The following is a 15375-nucleotide window of genomic DNA, read 5'->3' on the forward strand; positions in this document are numbered from 1 at the left end:
GACGTCGCGCCGGCGGAAAACGCATGCGCCGCCCCGATGGAGCGGCGCACGACAAGACTTAAGGCAGCGCGTCGGAAATTGCGAGGGTCAGCGACGCGGCAAACTGGCCTCCCACGCCGGTGCCGCGCCGGGCGGCCCGGCTATTTCCGATACCACTGGCCCGACTGGGACAGCAGGAAGGTGCCCGACGGGACCTCGCTGTAGATGCGCTGGGCCGCGATGATACCGACCTGGTCGATCGGCGCACCGGTCTGGCTGGCCACATTCTGGTATGCGGCATAGCGCTGCGAGTTGATCTGGTCGACCAGCGCGCGGACGTCGCCCGGCGCTCCGTTGTCGACCAGCGCAACATAGCCGTCCGGCCGTTCGCCGATATACCCGGCCGCACGCGCGTCCGACAGGGCATCGGCGGCGGCGGGTCCGATAATCAGGCCCAGCGCCAGCACGGCGGCAGACCCGCGCACCGCGAGCTTGTGCGCGATGCTTTTGATACCACCACTCATTCCGAATCTCCCGACAATCCGAAGATGTCTCCTTGTTCAGCAAAAACGTCATCCAGCGCGCGATCGACCTTGATCAGGACCTCCTGTTGGATGGTCACGTTGATCTCGAGCTGGATCGGTTTGTCCGGAGCCTCAATCCGTACAACGGGATCACAGGCTGCGACCAACCCCAAAAAAGCCGCCAGAACCGATGCCTGATACACCCGCATGCACGCTAGATGAGCACCGAATGGGACCTTTCTGTGGCAATGCTTGGACAAATTGTGTCCTCCCTGTTATCGCCGTCGCGCCTGCACGCCCGGTTGCTCATTGCTGATCCACCGCCTCGAAGCCGTAGTCCAGGATCAGGTCCTGGATCGCCTCGGGTACGCGATAGATCTCAAGCGAGTTGCGGATCACGTCCTCGAGCTGGCCGTCCACATTCAGTGTCAGATCGACCGGGACGCCACCATAGACGTCCGGGTTGCGTCCGAGAATGCGAAATCCGGCCTGCATGTCGCCGGCGACCGGGCGCATCAGCCGCAGCGTCAGCTCGTCGAACATGAAGTTGCGCAGCAGGTCGACCATCAGCGCCACGCCCTCGTTGGAATCGCCGACGGCATCCAGGTTCTCGCCCGCATCGTAACGGATGAAGCCCGGTTCGCGCGCATGCAGGAACGCCTCGGGAATCACCACCTCGCCGTCGACGACGGTGATCGGGATCTCGCCGTCCAGCGTGCCTTCCGCCTGCAGGTCCTCCAGGTCGGCATACTCCAGCAGCGTCTGCAGGCTGACGCCGGTGACGATCAGGTCGATCGACTGCTGTTCCTTGCTGAACACCAGCGCTTGGTTCTCGGTGGAAACGACGCCGTCGGCGAGGTCGAAGGTCGCCCGGTCGATTCGCAGGGTGTCGCCGTTCTCGATCGCGAAATGCACCTCCGCATTGCTGATCGGCACGCCGGGGTCGACGCTGGCGATCGAGAGCAGCTGGTCGGGCTGCGTGCGGAGCGGGTTGAGCCCGGCGATCTGCACCACCGCGTTCATGCGGGTGAACTCGACGTCGTCGTAGGAGCCGCTGACGTCCCTGACCAGCACCGCCAGGTCCGGCGTGATCGTCGACCCGGCCCAGCTGATGCCGCCGTCGACGTCGACCGTACCGGTTACGTTCTCAAAATCGGCCAGCACGGGGCTGACGTCCGATGGCTGCAGCACGCCGGGGGTGAAGATCAGGTCCTGCAGCTCGACATCGGCGCGGCCGCGATTGGTGTTGACGTCGTGGGTCACCGTGACGTCGCCGATCAGCAGGTTGCGGTCGTCGAAGGTGCGCGCGGTGATGCGGATGATGTCGTCGAGGCCGTAGCGCAGGTCGGCGCGCACGCCCAGCGGCGGCAGGTTGCTGCGGGTCTCGCTGGCGCTCATCCGCCGGGCCGATGTGCGGATGCGGATCAGGTCGGTGGTATCGTTGTCGTCGTAGTCGATGGTGACGGTGGCGCCGTTGATGGTCCAGTCGCGCGACGGCATGGTGCCGTCGACGCCGTTGACCACGATCTGCATCACGTAGCGGCCCTCCAGATAGCCGCCTTCCATGATGACGTCGCCGGTGGTCAGCGCGGTCTGCACCCGCTCGTCGCCCATGCGGATGGAGCCGCGCGCGTCCAGCGGCGCGATGTTCAGGCTGTGCCGCAGGCTCCAGCCCTCCGGCGTGTCCAGGTCCAGCTCGAGCGCCGGGCTTTCGCTGGCGGTGATGCGCACGATCGAGGACTCCGGCAGCAGCACGTCGCCGTCGATGTCCATCGCGTCGACCTGGAACACCGCGTTCTCGGTGAAATAGAGCCTGGCGACGCTGTCCTGCCAGGACAGCCGGCCGGTCAGGTCGCCGGACAGCCCGGTCATGGCGACGTCGTCGATGGCGCCGCCGGCGTCGGCAAAGCTCATCGTCAACGGGCCGGCCAGGGCGCCGTCCGGCTGCGGCGCCAGCGCCAGCTCGACAGCCAGCCGCGGGAAGGCCAGGGCGGGGTCGGTGAAGCTCAGCTCGCTGAACGCGCCGGCCATGTCGAAATCCGGCAGGCCGTCGCGCCAGACGAAACGGCCGGCGACCTCGGCCACGCCGACCTTGGCGGCCGGCGTATCGATGTCCGAGGCATAGAGCGACAGGTCGGTCAGCTCGACGGTCACGTCCTCGCCGGAATGCACCGTGCCGGTGAACTCCGCGGCGACCAGGGGGCCGCTTTCGGTCGCGGCCAGCACCGTCATGTCGCCCTCTGCGGTCCAGCCGTCCGCCGTGCCGGCCAGCGACAGGGTCAGCGACCGGGTCGGCCGGCCCTCGACGGCCAGATCGATCCGTCCGGCGAAGTCGCGGGCCAGGATCGGTTCCCATTGCGGGTCGGACTCGGCGAGGCCGGCGAGCGCGGCCGGGTCGAGCGCGCCGATGCGCAGCTCGACCGGATCGTCGCTGGCCAGGGTCGCCCTGCCTTCGGCGAGCGTGACCGTCACATCGCCGACCGAGGCGATGTCCTGGCCCAGCCCGGGCACGGTTGCCTCGCCGAGCAGCCACTGCAGGGTCAGCTTGCCCTCCGCCTCGGCCATTGCCGCCGCCGGGTCCGCCGCCAGCGCGGCGATCGGCGGCACGGTCACGGTGCCCGTCGCCGACGCGGTCAGGCTGCCGCCGCCGGTCCAGTCGGTGCGCAGCGGCCATAGCAGGGTGTCGCCGGCGCTGGCGAGGTCCACGGCCACGGTCGCCGAGCCGCCGGCGAACAGGTCGGGCGTGTCGATCTCGACCGAGAGGGCGTTCTCGCCGGTCGTGTCCGCCGCGGCCACCCTGGCCGCCAGGGCGGTTCCGTCGAACGAGGCCGCGACGGCGACGTCGTGCAGGGTCATGTCGCCATCCGCCGTCGACAGTGCCGGCGGCAACAGCGCGCCGGGGATGCGCAGGCTGGCGAAGGCCAGGTCGGCAGTCCCCGTGGGCAGGCCTTCGCCCGGCCAGGCGACGGCGACGGTGCCGGTGCCGTCCTCGGCGTCGCCCCAAGGCGTGCGGGCGGTCAGGGCGCGCAGGGTCGCCTGGCCATCGATCGCACCGGTCGGGCCGACGGTCGCTGTCACGTCGGCGTCCAGCACGGCCGTCTCATTGTCGGCCTTGAGCGCGAGATCGATCGCGAAGCCGCCGTCGCTCTCGCTGTCGATGGTGCCGCTGGCGTGCGCGGTGAGGCTGCCGTCGGGCGTGTCCAGCACGACCGTGGCGTCGTCGAGGACCAGCCGGTCGAAGGGCGCCGCCGCTGCGCCGCCGGACGGCGTCGTCGCCGGGCCGGTCTCATCGCTCGGCGCGCCGGCGCCGCCGAGCAGGGCGTCGAGCGAACCCAGCGAGACCGCACCGTTCTCGTCGACCGACAGATGGATCGTCGGGCGCGTCAGCCGGATGGTCAGGTCTTCGGGCGACAGGTCGATCAGGTCGAACAGGTCGTATTCCAGCTCGACCGCGTCGGCGACCAGCTCGTCGGCGTCGCCGATGCGGATATCGACCATGCGGCTGCTCGACAGGCCGATATGTTCGATGTCCAGCCGCGGGTTCGGCAGCGCGGCGTCGGTCAGCGCCTGGCGCACGATGTCGCCGGCATAGCGGTCGAGCACGAACACCGCGCCGCCGACCAGCACCAGCAGCAGGCCGCCGATCCCGCCGAGAATCCAAAGCCACCAGCGGCGCTTCTTGCGCCCTGCGGTCATGCCTTGCCGCGCTGTCGCCGTCTCTTCGTCCACGGCCCCAGCCTATCGCGCATTTCATCGAACCGCCATGCCCAGCGGGGTGGGGTCGCGATGCGCGCTGCGAAGACCGCCGACGCGGGTCGCCGGCGCCGAACGGTCAGAACACGCCGACCGCCCACAGGACCAGCAGCAGGATCACGATGCCGATCACCGCGCCAACCCACAGGTAGGGGTTGGTCATGCTGACCTTTTCCTCGGTGCGCGCCTCCTCCATCTTGGCATGCAGGTGGCTGGCGACCGTGTTGCTTTCATCCTCCTCGGCGTCCGGCGCCGACGGCGGCGCGGCAGGATGTGCCGGCGCGGCCGGCGTGGCTGCGACCGCCGGCGCCGGCGGCACCGCCGGTTCGGCTGGCGCGGCGGGCACCGCGGGTTCGGCAGGCACCGGGGGCACGGGCGGCACCGGGGGCACGGCGGGCTCGGCCGGGACGGCGGCTGCGGCGGGCTCCGCCGCGGTCGCGGCGCCGCCGGCGACAATCTCGGCGAACTTGCCGAAGAACTGCTCGGCCATCTTGCGCGCGGTGCTGTCGATCAGCCGGCCGCCCAGCTGGGCGATCTTGCCGCCGACGGAGGCGTTGACCTCATAGGTCAGCACGGTTTCGTCGCCGTCCTCGGCCAGGTGGACCTTGGCGCCGCCCTTGGCGAAGCCGGCCGCGCCGCCCTTGCCCTCGCCGCTGATGGTATAGCTTTCCGGCGGGTTGAGGTCGGAGAGCGTGACGGCGCCGCCGAAGCGTGCCTTCACCGGGCCAAGCTTGGCGGTCACCTTGGCCGAGAAGCTGGTGTCGGACTCCTTCTCGATCTCCTCGCAGCCGGGGATGGCCTGCTTCAGGATTTCCGGGTCGTTCAGGGCATCCCACACCTTCTGGCGGGGGCGGGGATCCGATATTCGCCGGTCATGTCCATGATGCAGGTCCCCCTTCGTGGCGCGAGCCGTTTGCGGCGTTGATTCCGCAGAAACCTATGGCGCGGAACGCCGGGCCGCAAGACGTCCGCGGACCAGGTGGCTGGCGAAGAACAGCGCGAAGGCGCCGATGCCGATGCCGTGCAGCCACAACGGCAGCGGCCAGATCAGCGCCACGGCCAGCGTGCCGGCAAGGATGCGCTCGACCGGGTTGAGGCGGTACTCCAGCCAGCCCTCCAGCGCGCCGACGCTGGCATAGACCGCGACCAGGCCCAGGCCGAACACCAGCAGGGCATCGTCCCAGTTGCCCGACAGGAACGGCTGGTAGGCGAACAGCAGCGGCACGACGTAGAGGCCCTTGGCGATCCGCCACGCGGCGAATCCCGTTGCCATCGGCGGTGTCTTGGCGATGGTCGCGGCGGTGAACGCGGCCAGGCAGACCGGCGGGGTGACGTTGCTGTCCTGCGACAGCCAGAAGATGATCATGTGGCCGGCGAGCAGGGCCGCGGTCACCTGCGCCAGCGACATCGACTCGTCGACGACCGATCCGTACAGCTCGGGCGGGATGGCGGCGACCACCTGGGCGGCCTGCGCCGCGCTCATCGGCTGGCCGAGCACCGACAGCAGGTCCGGCGCCGTCAGCATCAGCCCGGCCTGCAGCGTGCCCGGCGCCGACCCCGCCATCACCAGCTTGATCAGCTCGGCCTGGGTGATCAGGTCGCGCAGCGCCGGTGCCGCCAGGGTTGCCAGCACCACATAGGCGGCGACCACCGGCAGCCCCATGCCGAGGACCAGCGACGCCAGGGCGATCAGAATCAGCGCGATCAGCAGGTTGCCGCCGGCCCACTGCACCATCATCAGCGAGATGGTGTTGCCCGCCCCGGTGCTCTGGATGACCATGGTCAGGCCGCCGACCGCCACCAGCAGGGGTGCCAGCCGGACCATGCCCTTGGCGCCCAGCTCCAGCGCCTGCACGATCTTGGCCGCGCCCATCGGCTCGCGCGACAGCCACGAAGCCGCGATGACCACGGCGATGGCGATGCCGGCCGCGTTGTTCGGGGTGTAGCCGTAGACCAGCAGGCCGATCAGCGTGGCCACCGGCAGGATGAACACCGCGCCGCGCTCGAGCAGCAGCCGGCCGAACGCCGGCCGCAGGCCAAGGTCGGGCTTCAGGTCGTGCTTGCGGGCCGCCGAGCGCACGTAGAAGCCGACGCTGAGGAAATAGAGCAGGGCGGGCAGCACCGAGACCGCCACGATGTGGCCGTAGGGGATCTGGGTGTAGTTCGCCATGATGAAGGCGCCGGCGCCCATGATCGGCGGCATCAGCTGGCCGCCGGTCGACGCGGCCGCCTCCACCCCGGCGGCGAACTTGGCCGGGAAACCGGTGCGCTTCATCAGCGGAATGGTGATCACGCCGGTGGCCGCGGTGTTGGCGATGGCGCTGCCGGAGATGGTGCCCATCAGGCCGGAGCTGAACACCGCGACGAAGCCGGGGCCGCCGACCAGGCGGCCGACCGCGATGCGGGCGAAGTCGACCACGAAGTCGGATGCGCCGGACCGCACCAGGAAGGCGCCGAACACGATGAACATGAACACGCTGGTCGCCGAGATCACCGCGACGCTGCCGAACATGCCCTCGTCGACGGAATAGAACAGCCGGAACAAGGTGTTGTCGAGCGGCCAGCCCGGCCAATGCAGCAGGCCCTCGATGTATTGGCCGAGGAACAGCATGTAGGCGAGCGCCACCAGCACGATGATCGGAATGATCAGGCCGGCCACCCGGCGGGCCAGCTCCAGCACCATCACCAGACAGAACAGCGTGGCCACCCAGTCGGACCAGGCGAAGGCCGTTCCGCGCTCGTAGACGGCGCGCTCGGCGAGCGCGATCGACAGCGATGCGACCAGCACCAGGATGCCGAGCGCGACGTCGACGGCGATCAGCGCCCTGGGTCCGCCGTCCTGCCACCGCCGCCGCGGGGCCAGATAGAAGGCGGTCAGCAGCCCGAAGCCGCCGAAGTGGATCGCCGCCTTCCACAGGTCGGACACGATGCCGAAGGTGTTCCAGTAGATGTGGACCAGGACCAGCGCCACCGCGAACACGGTGGTGGGACCGGTCAGCCAGCCCGGCAGGGTCCGCAACCCGGCGTCGTCGGCTTCGTCCAGCGGCGACACGGGCGTTGCTTGCGGGTCGCTCACGCGACCGCGGCCGCGCGCAGGCCCGCGGGGCGGCCGGGGCCACCCCGCTGGCAGCTTCGGTGCATGAGCCGGATCGTGCGGGCTAGTTGGCCGGCCGCAGGCGGTCCGGAATGGTCAGCCCGACTTCCTCGTAGTAGCGGATCGCGCCCGGGTGCAGCGGCAACGGCAGGCCGTCGATCGCCTTGTCCAGTGCCATCACCGTGGTGGCGGCATGGATGTTGTTGAGGAAGTCGAGATTCTCGTACATCGCCTTGGTGATCAGGTAGACGTGCTCTTCCGACACGTCGGCGTTGACCGCCAGGAAGTTCGGCTGCGCGACGGTGGCGATCTCCGCGGTCTGGCCCGGATAGGTGTCCGCCGGGATCACGTATCGCGTCCACAGGCCGTCGAAGCTGCCGTTGGCCCGGGCCATCTGCTCGTCGGTGAAGTCGAGCACCCGGATGGTGTCGCCCATCGCCGCCGCAACCCGCGTCATCGCGCTGACCGGCACACCGGCCGGCACGTTCATGCCGACCACGTTGCCGTTCTGCAGCGCATCGGCGGTGGAGCTGTAGCCGCCCGCATCGACCAGGTTCATCGCCTCGATGTCGAAGCCGAGATTGCCGAGGATGGTGAGGCCGGAACCCTCGGTGCCGCTGTTCTTCGCGCCGATGGCGAACGGCTCGTCGCCGATCTGGCCGAGGTCGTCGATGGTGCCGGTCGGCGCCATGTGGCTGAGCAGCACGAAGTGCTCGACATTCTGCCACAGCATGCTGACCGAGCGCAGGTTCGCCTGCGGACCGTCCGCCGCCAGCGCGCCGCTGCCGTCGGCCGCCCAGGCGCCGTAGAGGCCCTGCAGGATCGAGAACTGCACATTGCCGTCGCGCATCAGCGCGATGTTCTCGGCCGAGCCGGCCGACGAGATCGCCGACAGGGTGAAATGCTGCGCCGCCTCCAGCTTGATCTTGACCAGGGTCGCGATCGCCACGCCGACCGGATAGTAGGTGCCGCCGGTGGTCGCGGTCGCCAGGATGTAGGAGGCGTCGTCCTGCGCATTGGCCGGCAGCGTCAGGCTGGTTGCCATCACTCCCGCCGCCAGGGCGGCCAGGCAGCCGCGTCGTGTCCGGTCGATCATGTCCATCGCTCCCTCAATGAATGCTTGTGACCCATAATGGAGCGGCGTGCGGGTGCGTCAACCGCGCTGACCGTAGCGGCGGCGGCGCTGCCCAAGCTTTGGGCAAGGCGCGCGGCCGTGCCGCTTCGCCCTGGATCGTCGCGCGCGGTCACTCTATAAGGCGGGGCTTTGGGCTTCGCCGAGCCCGCACCGAGACCGACGGGGAGGCCGATGGCCATCGCTCCAACACGGATGACCATCGCCCGGCGCAGTGCCGCCGCGGCCGCGGGGGCGGCCGCGCTGTGGCTGACCGCAGGCGCGACCGCCGTGGCCGCCGAGGCCGAGGGTGCGCCGCACCTGGACGGCGCCGAGCTCGGCATCTTCTGGATCGTCCCGTTCGTCGGCATCCTGCTTTCGATCGCGCTGTTCCCGCTGTTCGCGCCGAATTTCTGGCACCACAATTTCGGCAAGGTCAGCGCGTTCTGGGCCTTCGCCTTCCTGATCCCGTTCACCATCGCCTTCGGCTTCGACCTGGCGCTCTACGAGCTGATCCACGTCGCCCTGCTGGAGTATCTGCCATTCATCATCCTGCTGTTCGCGCTGTTCACGGTCTCCGGCGGCGTGCGGGTGACCGGCCGCCTGAAGGGCACGCCCGGGGTCAACGTCGCGATCCTGTTTCTCGGCACCGTGATCGCCAGCTGGATGGGTACCACCGGCGCTGCCATGCTGCTGATCCGCCCGCTGCTCAACGCCAACGAGGACCGTCGCTACAAGGTGCACACGGTCGTCTTCTTCATCTTCCTGGTGGCCAACATCGGCGGATCGCTGTCGCCGCTGGGCGACCCGCCGCTGTTCCTCGGCTTCCTCAAGGGCGTGTCGTTCTTCTGGCCGACCGTGCACATGCTGGCGCCGATGGCGCTGTTGTCGGTCGCGCTGCTGGTGATCTACGGCGTGATCGAGTCGGTGCTGTTCGCCCGCGAGGGCAAGCACAACAAGCCCGGCATCGGCGACGACCTGGAGGAGGCCGCGCACGCGCTCACCCACCTCGGCGTGGAGGGCAAGGTCAACATCCTGCTGCTGGCCGGCGTGGTCGCCGCCGTCCTGCTCAGCGGCGTCTGGAAGCCCGGGGTCACGTTCGAGATCTATCACGTGCCGCTGGAGCTGCAGAACGTGCTGCGCGAGGCGCTGCTGGTCGGCGTGGCGCTGCTGTCGCTGTGGCTGACCCGCAACGAAAGCCGGCGCGCCAACGGCTTCTCCTGGTTCCCGATCCTGGAGGTGGCCAAGCTGTTCGCCGGCATCTTCATCACCATCGTGCCGGCGATCGCCATCCTGCGCGCGGGCTCGGCGGGCGCGCTCGGCGTGGTGGTCGACGCGGTGACCGGTGCCGACGGCCAGCCCGTCGACGCGGCCTATTTCTGGCTGACCGGAATCCTGTCCAGCTTCCTCGACAACGCGCCGACCTATCTGGTGTTCTTCAACACCGCCAGCGGCGACGCGACCGCGCTGATGACCGAACATGCGGGCACGCTGCTGGCGATCTCGGCCGGCGCCGTGTTCATGGGCGCCGTCACCTACATCGGCAACGCGCCCAACTTCATGGTGCGGTCGATCGCCGAGGAGCGCGGCGTCAAGATGCCGAGCTTCTTCGGCTACATGGTGTGGTCGATCGTCCTACTGATGCCGCTGTTCGGGCTGACCACGCTGGTGTTCTTCCTCTAGCGGCCGGGCGCTCAGTTCGACATCAGCACCGGCACGTCGACGTTGCACAGCATGTGCCGCGTGGTGCCGCCGAAGATGAATTCGGACAGGCGCGAACGGCTGTACGCACCCATCACGATCAGCTTGCAGTCCAGCTCGCGGGCCCGCGCCCGGATGCGCTCGCCCGGCTCGCCGCGGTCGTCGTCCTCCGGCAGCACCTCGACGTCGGCGCCATGGCGGGCGAGGTAGTCGCCGATCATCACGCCCGGCGTCTCCAGCCCGCCCTTGCGTCGCGCCGGCAGCACATAGACCTTCGGCGCCGTGGCGAGGAAGGCCAGGGCGCCGTGAACGGCCCGGCTCGCCTCCTTCGACGCCTTCCAGGCGACCAGCACCGGTCCGGTGAGGTCCGGCGCCGCCGCCACCGGGGGCATCACCATCACCGGGCAGCCCGCGGTCAGCACCAGGTCGTCGGGCCGGTGCAGCGTCACCAGGTCTGTCGCTTCCCGCTCCGGCGGCTGGCCGACGATCGCTAGGTCGACGAAATGGGAATACTCGGTCAGTACCTCGATGTGCTTGCCGCCGTCGATGCGGAATTCCCACGACATGTCCGGCCCGATCCGGGTGCGGGCCATCTCGGCCTCGATCTCGGCGGCGCGCTCGCGCGCCCGCTCGTGCGCCTCCTCCAGATACACGGCGGAGGCGGCGCGGCCGGCGGCGGCGGCCGGCATGTGCACCGGCGAGGTGATGTACAGCAGCAGCAGATGCGCCTGGTAGCGGCGCGCCAATGCCCGGCCGGCGTCCAGCCGGGCGCGATGCCCGGCGTCGTTGGCAAGGTGTACCAGGATCGTCTTGATGCTCATGGTCTGGGCCGCTCTGCCGCTCCGGTCGGGCGACCCTAGTGTGCGCCTTCCCGGATTGCAATTCGCGCCCGGCCGGTCAGTCCAGGCCGACCGCGTAGCGCTCCACCGGCGGCGGCGCGTCGATCAGGCCGCGGCCGGCGAGGAAATCGGCGAAGCGCTGGTAGCGGCCGCGGTCGAGCGCGGCCGGTCGTAGTGCGAAGCGCACCAGCGTATCGCCCCAGGCCCGTCGGTTGAGCTCGTCGTCCAGCTCCGGATAGGCGGCCACGAACATCGCCCAGCTCTCGTCCGGGTGGTTGACCAGGTACTGCACCGCTTCGGTCAGCGCCTGCATGAAACGCCCGAGCCGCGGGTCGCCGGCCATGTCCGGACGGGCCAGGAAGATCAGCTCGTCGTAGCTCGGCACGCCCTCTTCCTCGACATAGAAGGCGCGGCCCGGCATGCCTTCGATGGCCATCTGGTTCAGCTCGAAATTGCGGAACGCGCCGATCACCGCGTCGACCTGGCCCGCCATCAGGGCCGGCGACAGCGAGAAGTTGACGTTGATCAGCTCGACATCGTCGAGGCCGAGGCCGTTGTGCTCCAGCATCGCGCCGAGCAGCGCGTCTTCGAAGCCGGCGACCGAGTAGCCGATGCGCCGGTCGGCCAGGTCGGCGACGGACCGGATGTCCGAATCCGCCAGCACCACCAGCGCGTTCAGCGGGGTCGCCACCAGGGTGCCGACCCGCATCAGCGGCAGCCCCTCGTTGACCAGGAAGTGCAGTTGTGGCTGGTAGCCGACGGCAAGCTCGGCCTGGCCGGCGGCGACCAGCTTCGGCGGGTCGTTGGGGTCCGCCGGCGCCACCAGCTCTACCTCGAGCCCGTGCGCGGCGAAGATACCCCGTTCCTGCGCAACGACCAGCGGCGCGTGATCGGGGTTGACGAACCAGTCCAGCAGGACCGTCAGGCGGTCCTGTGCCGTCGCCACGGTGGCGACGAGCGAAAGCGTGGCGGCAAGGGCGACGGCACGGCAGGCTCGGGTCATCGGTGATTCCTCGTGCGGGCTAGGATGAGGCGGGACGCGGGGATTCGCCGCTGTCCGGCTGCCACGGCATCAGCCGTCGCAGGGCGTGGTCGAGCCCGAAGTAGAGCGCGACCGAGAAGGCGGCGAGCAGCGCCAGCGCGGCGAACATCAGGTCGACCTGGCCGCGGGCGTTGGCGTGCAGCATCAGATAGCCGAGCCCCGACGAGGCGCCGACCCACTCGCCGACCACCGCGCCGATCGGCGCCACCGCCGCGGCCACGCGCAGGCCCGAGGCGCAGGCGGGCAGGGCGGCCGGCAGCTGCAGGTGCAGCAGCGTGCGCCAGCGGTCTGCGCCCATCACCCGGGCCTGGTCCAGCCAACCGGGGTCGGTGCGGCGCAGGCCGTCGTAGAAGGCCGCGGTGACCGGGAAGAAGATGATCAGCGTGGCCATCGCGACCTTGGAGCCGATGCCATAGCCGATCCACAGCGTCAGCACCGGCGCCAGCGCGAACACCGGCACCGCCTGGCTGACCACCAGCGGCGGCAGCAGCCAGCGCCGGGCGCCGCGGAAATAGGCCAGCGCCAGCGCGGATGCGCTGCCGAGCAGCGCGCCGCAGACGAAGCCGAGCAGGATCTCGCCCACGGTCACGCCGAAATGGCCGACCAGGATGTCGCTGCGTTCGACCAGCGTCACTGCGACCAGGCTCGGCGGCGGCAGGATGAAGGTCGGCTGCCCGGTCAGCCGGACGAACGCCTCCCAGCCGCCGATCAGAACGGCGGCAATGATCAGCGGACGCAGCAGGGTCATCAGCGCCCGCCCGCCGCGGCGCGGCCGGGCGCCGGTGCCGCATGACCGGCCAGCTGCGCCAGCAGCGCGCCCTGCTGGCGCAGCAGGATCGGGTCGTCCACCGGCCGCGGCCGCGCGCCGGGCGGGCCGATCGGCGGCGCGAAGCGCGCCGGCTGGCCGCTGAGCACCAGCACGCTGTCGCCCAGCCGCAGCGCCTCCAGCGGGTCGTGGGTGATCAGCAGCACCGTGCGGCCGTCCAGCAGCGTCGCCGCCAGGTCCTGCAGCTGGGCGCGGGTGACGGCGTCCAGCGCGGAGAAGGGCTCGTCCATCAGCACGATGGGCCGGTCTTCCATCAGCGTGCGGGCCAGCGCCACCCGCTGGCGCTCGCCGCCCGACAGTTCCGCCGGCCTGGCGTCGGCCCGCCGCGCCAGCCCGACGCGGCCGAGCAGGTCGCGCGCGCCCGCCCGGTCGGGGCGTTCGCCGCGCAGCCGCGCGCCGATGACAACGTTGTCGACCGCGCTCGCCCAGGGCAGCAGCAGGTCGGCCTGGGCCATCCAGGCGACCCGGCCGGCCAGCGGCCGGCCCTCGTCGTCGGCGACCTCGGCCCCGGGCTGCAACCCGGCGATCATGCGCAACAGGCTGGTCTTGCCGACACCGCTGGGGCCCAGCATGGCGGTCCAGCGCCCGCCCGGCAGGTGCAGCGACAGGTCGTCGAACAGCACCGTGCCGCCATAGTCCAGGTGCGCACGGCGCATGTGCACGCCCGGCGCGGCCGGGTTGCGAAGCGGGGTGATGTCGGACGGCTGGTCGACTTCGGTGTGCAACGCCACTATTCCTACGCCGGTGCGAACCGGATCAGGTTCAAGGGGTCGCTTCTCTCACGAAGCCTCTCAGCCGCCCGGGCGGCTCCCCCTAGTGCTGGAAAAGAGGATGGGACCCGACGACCCGTTTGGCAAGCCCGCCGTCACCGATGCCCTGCCGGCGGCCCGGCTGCCCGACCCCGCGGCGGCGCCGGTGTTCATCGGCAGCGAGATCTATCGGCTGTCGTCCTACGGGCCGAAGCACCCGCTGGCGATTCCGCGGGTGTCGACCACCATCGACCTGTGCCGCGCGCTCGGCTGGCTTCCAGAGGAAGTCTATGTCGACAGCCCGCGCGCCACACCGGCCCAGCTCGCGCGCTTTCACGACCCCGACTACATCCGGGCGGTGATCGAGGCGGAGGAGAGCCAGCAGGTCAGCGCAGCGGTGCGCGAGCGCTACAACCTGGGTCGGATCGACAACCCCGTCTTCGCCGAGATGTTCCGGCGGCCGGCCACCGCCTCCGGCGCTGCCATCCTGGCTGCCGGCCTGCTGCGCGACGGCGGCACCGTCTACAGCCCGGCCGGCGGCACCCACCACGGCCGGGCCGACCGGGCCAGCGGGTTCTGCTATTTCAACGACCCAGTGCTGGCGATCCTCGGCTTGCTCGACCAGGGTCTGCGCCGGATCTACTACGTCGACGTCGACGCCCATCACGGCGACGGGGTGCAGGACGCGTTTGCCGACGACGACCGCGTGCTGACCGTGTCGATCCACGAACAGAGCCGCTGGCCGTTCACCGGCGCGGCCGACGACCGCGCCGGCGGCATGGCCCGGAACCTGCCGGTGCCGCGCGACTTCAACGACAGCGAGATGGCCTTGCTGATCGACGAGGTGGTGGTGCCGCTGGGGCGCACCTTTGCGCCGGAAGCGGTGGTGATCCAGTGCGGCGCCGACGCGCTGGCCGACGATCCGATGAGCAAGCTCGGCCTGTCGAACCGCGCGCTGTGGCATGCGGTGGCGCGGGCGATGGCGCTGGCGCCGCGCCGGCTGGTGCTGGGCGGCGGCGGCTACAATCCCTGGTCGGTCGGCCGCTGCTGGGCGGGGGTCTGGGCGACGCTGAACGGCCAGCCGATTCCCGACCGGCTGCCGCCGGCGGCCGAGGCGGTGCTGCGGTCGCTGACCTGGCACCGGCAGGCCGGCCGCAACCCGCCGGCGCACTGGTTCACCACGTTGGCCGATCCGCCACGAAAAGGTCCGATTCGCCCGGCAGTCGAGCAGGTGGCCGCTGCCGCGCTCGCGCCCTGAGCGGCGCGCAACCGCCGAGAGGAAAAGCATGATGAGCCTGATTCTGCGTCGAATGGCGGCGGCGATCGCCGTGCTTCTGGCCCTGGGCGCCGCGACCGGCGCGTCCGCCGTGGAGCAGGGCACGCTCGACATCGTCACCGCCGAGGGGGTGATGCACCGGTTCGAGGTGGAGGTGGTGCGCACGCCGCAGGACATGGCGGTCGGCCTGATGTTCCGGCAGGAGATGGCCGCCGACGCCGGCATGCTGTTCGTCTACGCACAGCCGCGCGAGACCTCGTTCTGGATGAAGAACACGTTGCTGCCGCTGGACATGCTGTTCATCGACGCGGACGGACTCGTGCATCACATTGCCGAGAGGACCGTGCCGCTGTCGACGACGCCGGTGCCGTCGCGCGGCCCGGTGCGTGCCGTGCTCGAGGTCAACGGCGGCACCTGCGAGCGGCTCGGTATCGCGCCGGGCGACCGCGTGATCTGGCCGGAATTCGGCGGCTAGCCGGCG

General features: G+C 70.2%; 12 protein-coding genes, 1 pseudogene and 1 riboswitch. Of the genes and pseudogenes, 3 read left to right on the plus strand and 10 right to left on the minus strand.

Translation table 11 applies throughout. From position 1 onward, the window contains the following. Positions 1–140 precede the first annotated feature (140 nt). From R3F55_17220 to R3F55_17245, 6 genes and pseudogenes are all read right to left on the minus strand, one after another. Positions 141–503 carry a YdbL family protein gene (locus R3F55_17220; protein MEZ5669143.1) on the minus strand — a complete coding sequence of 121 codons (363 nt, stop codon included), beginning with the start codon at positions 501–503 and terminating at the stop codon, positions 141–143. After that, positions 500–706, minus strand: a complete 207-nt coding sequence (locus R3F55_17225) for a YnbE family lipoprotein (protein ID MEZ5669144.1) — start codon at positions 704–706, stop codon at positions 500–502. The genes R3F55_17220 and R3F55_17225 overlap by 4 nt, the downstream gene beginning before the upstream one ends. A gap of 103 nt (positions 707–809) precedes the next feature. Beyond that, the gene (locus R3F55_17230; protein MEZ5669145.1) at positions 810–4199 is read right to left on the minus strand and encodes a YdbH domain-containing protein; all 3390 of its coding nucleotides are present in this window, start codon (positions 4197–4199) and stop codon (positions 810–812) included. Between the two features lie 481 nt (positions 4200–4680). Further along, a pseudogene (locus tag R3F55_17235) lies at positions 4681–5138 on the minus strand (carbon monoxide dehydrogenase subunit G). Between the two features lie 55 nt (positions 5139–5193). Beyond that, a complete protein-coding gene (locus R3F55_17240; protein ID MEZ5669146.1) occupies positions 5194–7308 on the minus strand; it encodes a TRAP transporter fused permease subunit in 2115 nt (704 codons plus the stop codon). Between the two features lie 106 nt (positions 7309–7414). After that, positions 7415–8446 carry a TAXI family TRAP transporter solute-binding subunit gene (locus R3F55_17245; protein MEZ5669147.1) on the minus strand — a complete coding sequence of 344 codons (1032 nt, stop codon included), beginning with the start codon at positions 8444–8446 and terminating at the stop codon, positions 7415–7417. 210 nt (positions 8447–8656) lie between these two features. Between R3F55_17245 and R3F55_17250 the strand changes: the two genes are divergently transcribed. Continuing rightward, complete coding sequence (locus R3F55_17250; protein ID MEZ5669148.1) at positions 8657–10144, plus strand: sodium:proton antiporter; 1488 nt, start codon at positions 8657–8659, stop codon at positions 10142–10144. An 11-nt stretch (positions 10145–10155) separates the two neighbouring features. On the opposite strand, the gene R3F55_17255 is transcribed toward R3F55_17250, so the two are convergent. From R3F55_17255 to R3F55_17270, 4 genes are all read right to left on the minus strand, one after another. Continuing rightward, positions 10156–10983 (minus strand): universal stress protein, encoded by an 828-nt coding sequence (locus tag R3F55_17255; GenBank protein ID MEZ5669149.1) that lies wholly within the window; start codon positions 10981–10983, stop codon positions 10156–10158. Positions 10984–11059: 76 nt separating this feature from the next. Continuing rightward, entirely contained in the window at positions 11060–12004 is a 945-nt protein-coding gene (locus R3F55_17260) for an ABC transporter substrate-binding protein (GenBank protein MEZ5669150.1), read from the minus strand. Positions 12005–12023: 19 nt separating this feature from the next. After that, positions 12024–12791 carry an ABC transporter permease gene (locus R3F55_17265; protein MEZ5669151.1) on the minus strand — a complete coding sequence of 256 codons (768 nt, stop codon included), beginning with the start codon at positions 12789–12791 and terminating at the stop codon, positions 12024–12026. Continuing rightward, positions 12791–13525 carry an ABC transporter ATP-binding protein gene (locus R3F55_17270; protein MEZ5669152.1) on the minus strand — a complete coding sequence of 245 codons (735 nt, stop codon included), beginning with the start codon at positions 13523–13525 and terminating at the stop codon, positions 12791–12793. Before R3F55_17270 ends, R3F55_17265 begins: the two co-directional genes overlap by 1 nt. 60 nt (positions 13526–13585) lie before the next feature. Next, positions 13586–13693: riboswitch (TPP riboswitch) on the minus strand. A 7-nt stretch (positions 13694–13700) separates the two neighbouring features. Between R3F55_17270 and R3F55_17275 the strand changes: the two genes are divergently transcribed. Beyond that, entirely contained in the window at positions 13701–14876 is a 1176-nt protein-coding gene (locus R3F55_17275) for an acetoin utilization protein AcuC (protein MEZ5669153.1), read from the plus strand. Positions 14877–14907: 31 nt separating this feature from the next. Further along, entirely contained in the window at positions 14908–15369 is a 462-nt protein-coding gene (locus R3F55_17280) for a DUF192 domain-containing protein (protein MEZ5669154.1), read from the plus strand. Positions 15370–15375 lie beyond the last annotated feature (6 nt).

This window comes from Alphaproteobacteria bacterium (assembly GCA_041396705.1).
Classification (GTDB): Bacteria; Pseudomonadota; Alphaproteobacteria; order CALKHQ01; family CALKHQ01; genus CALKHQ01.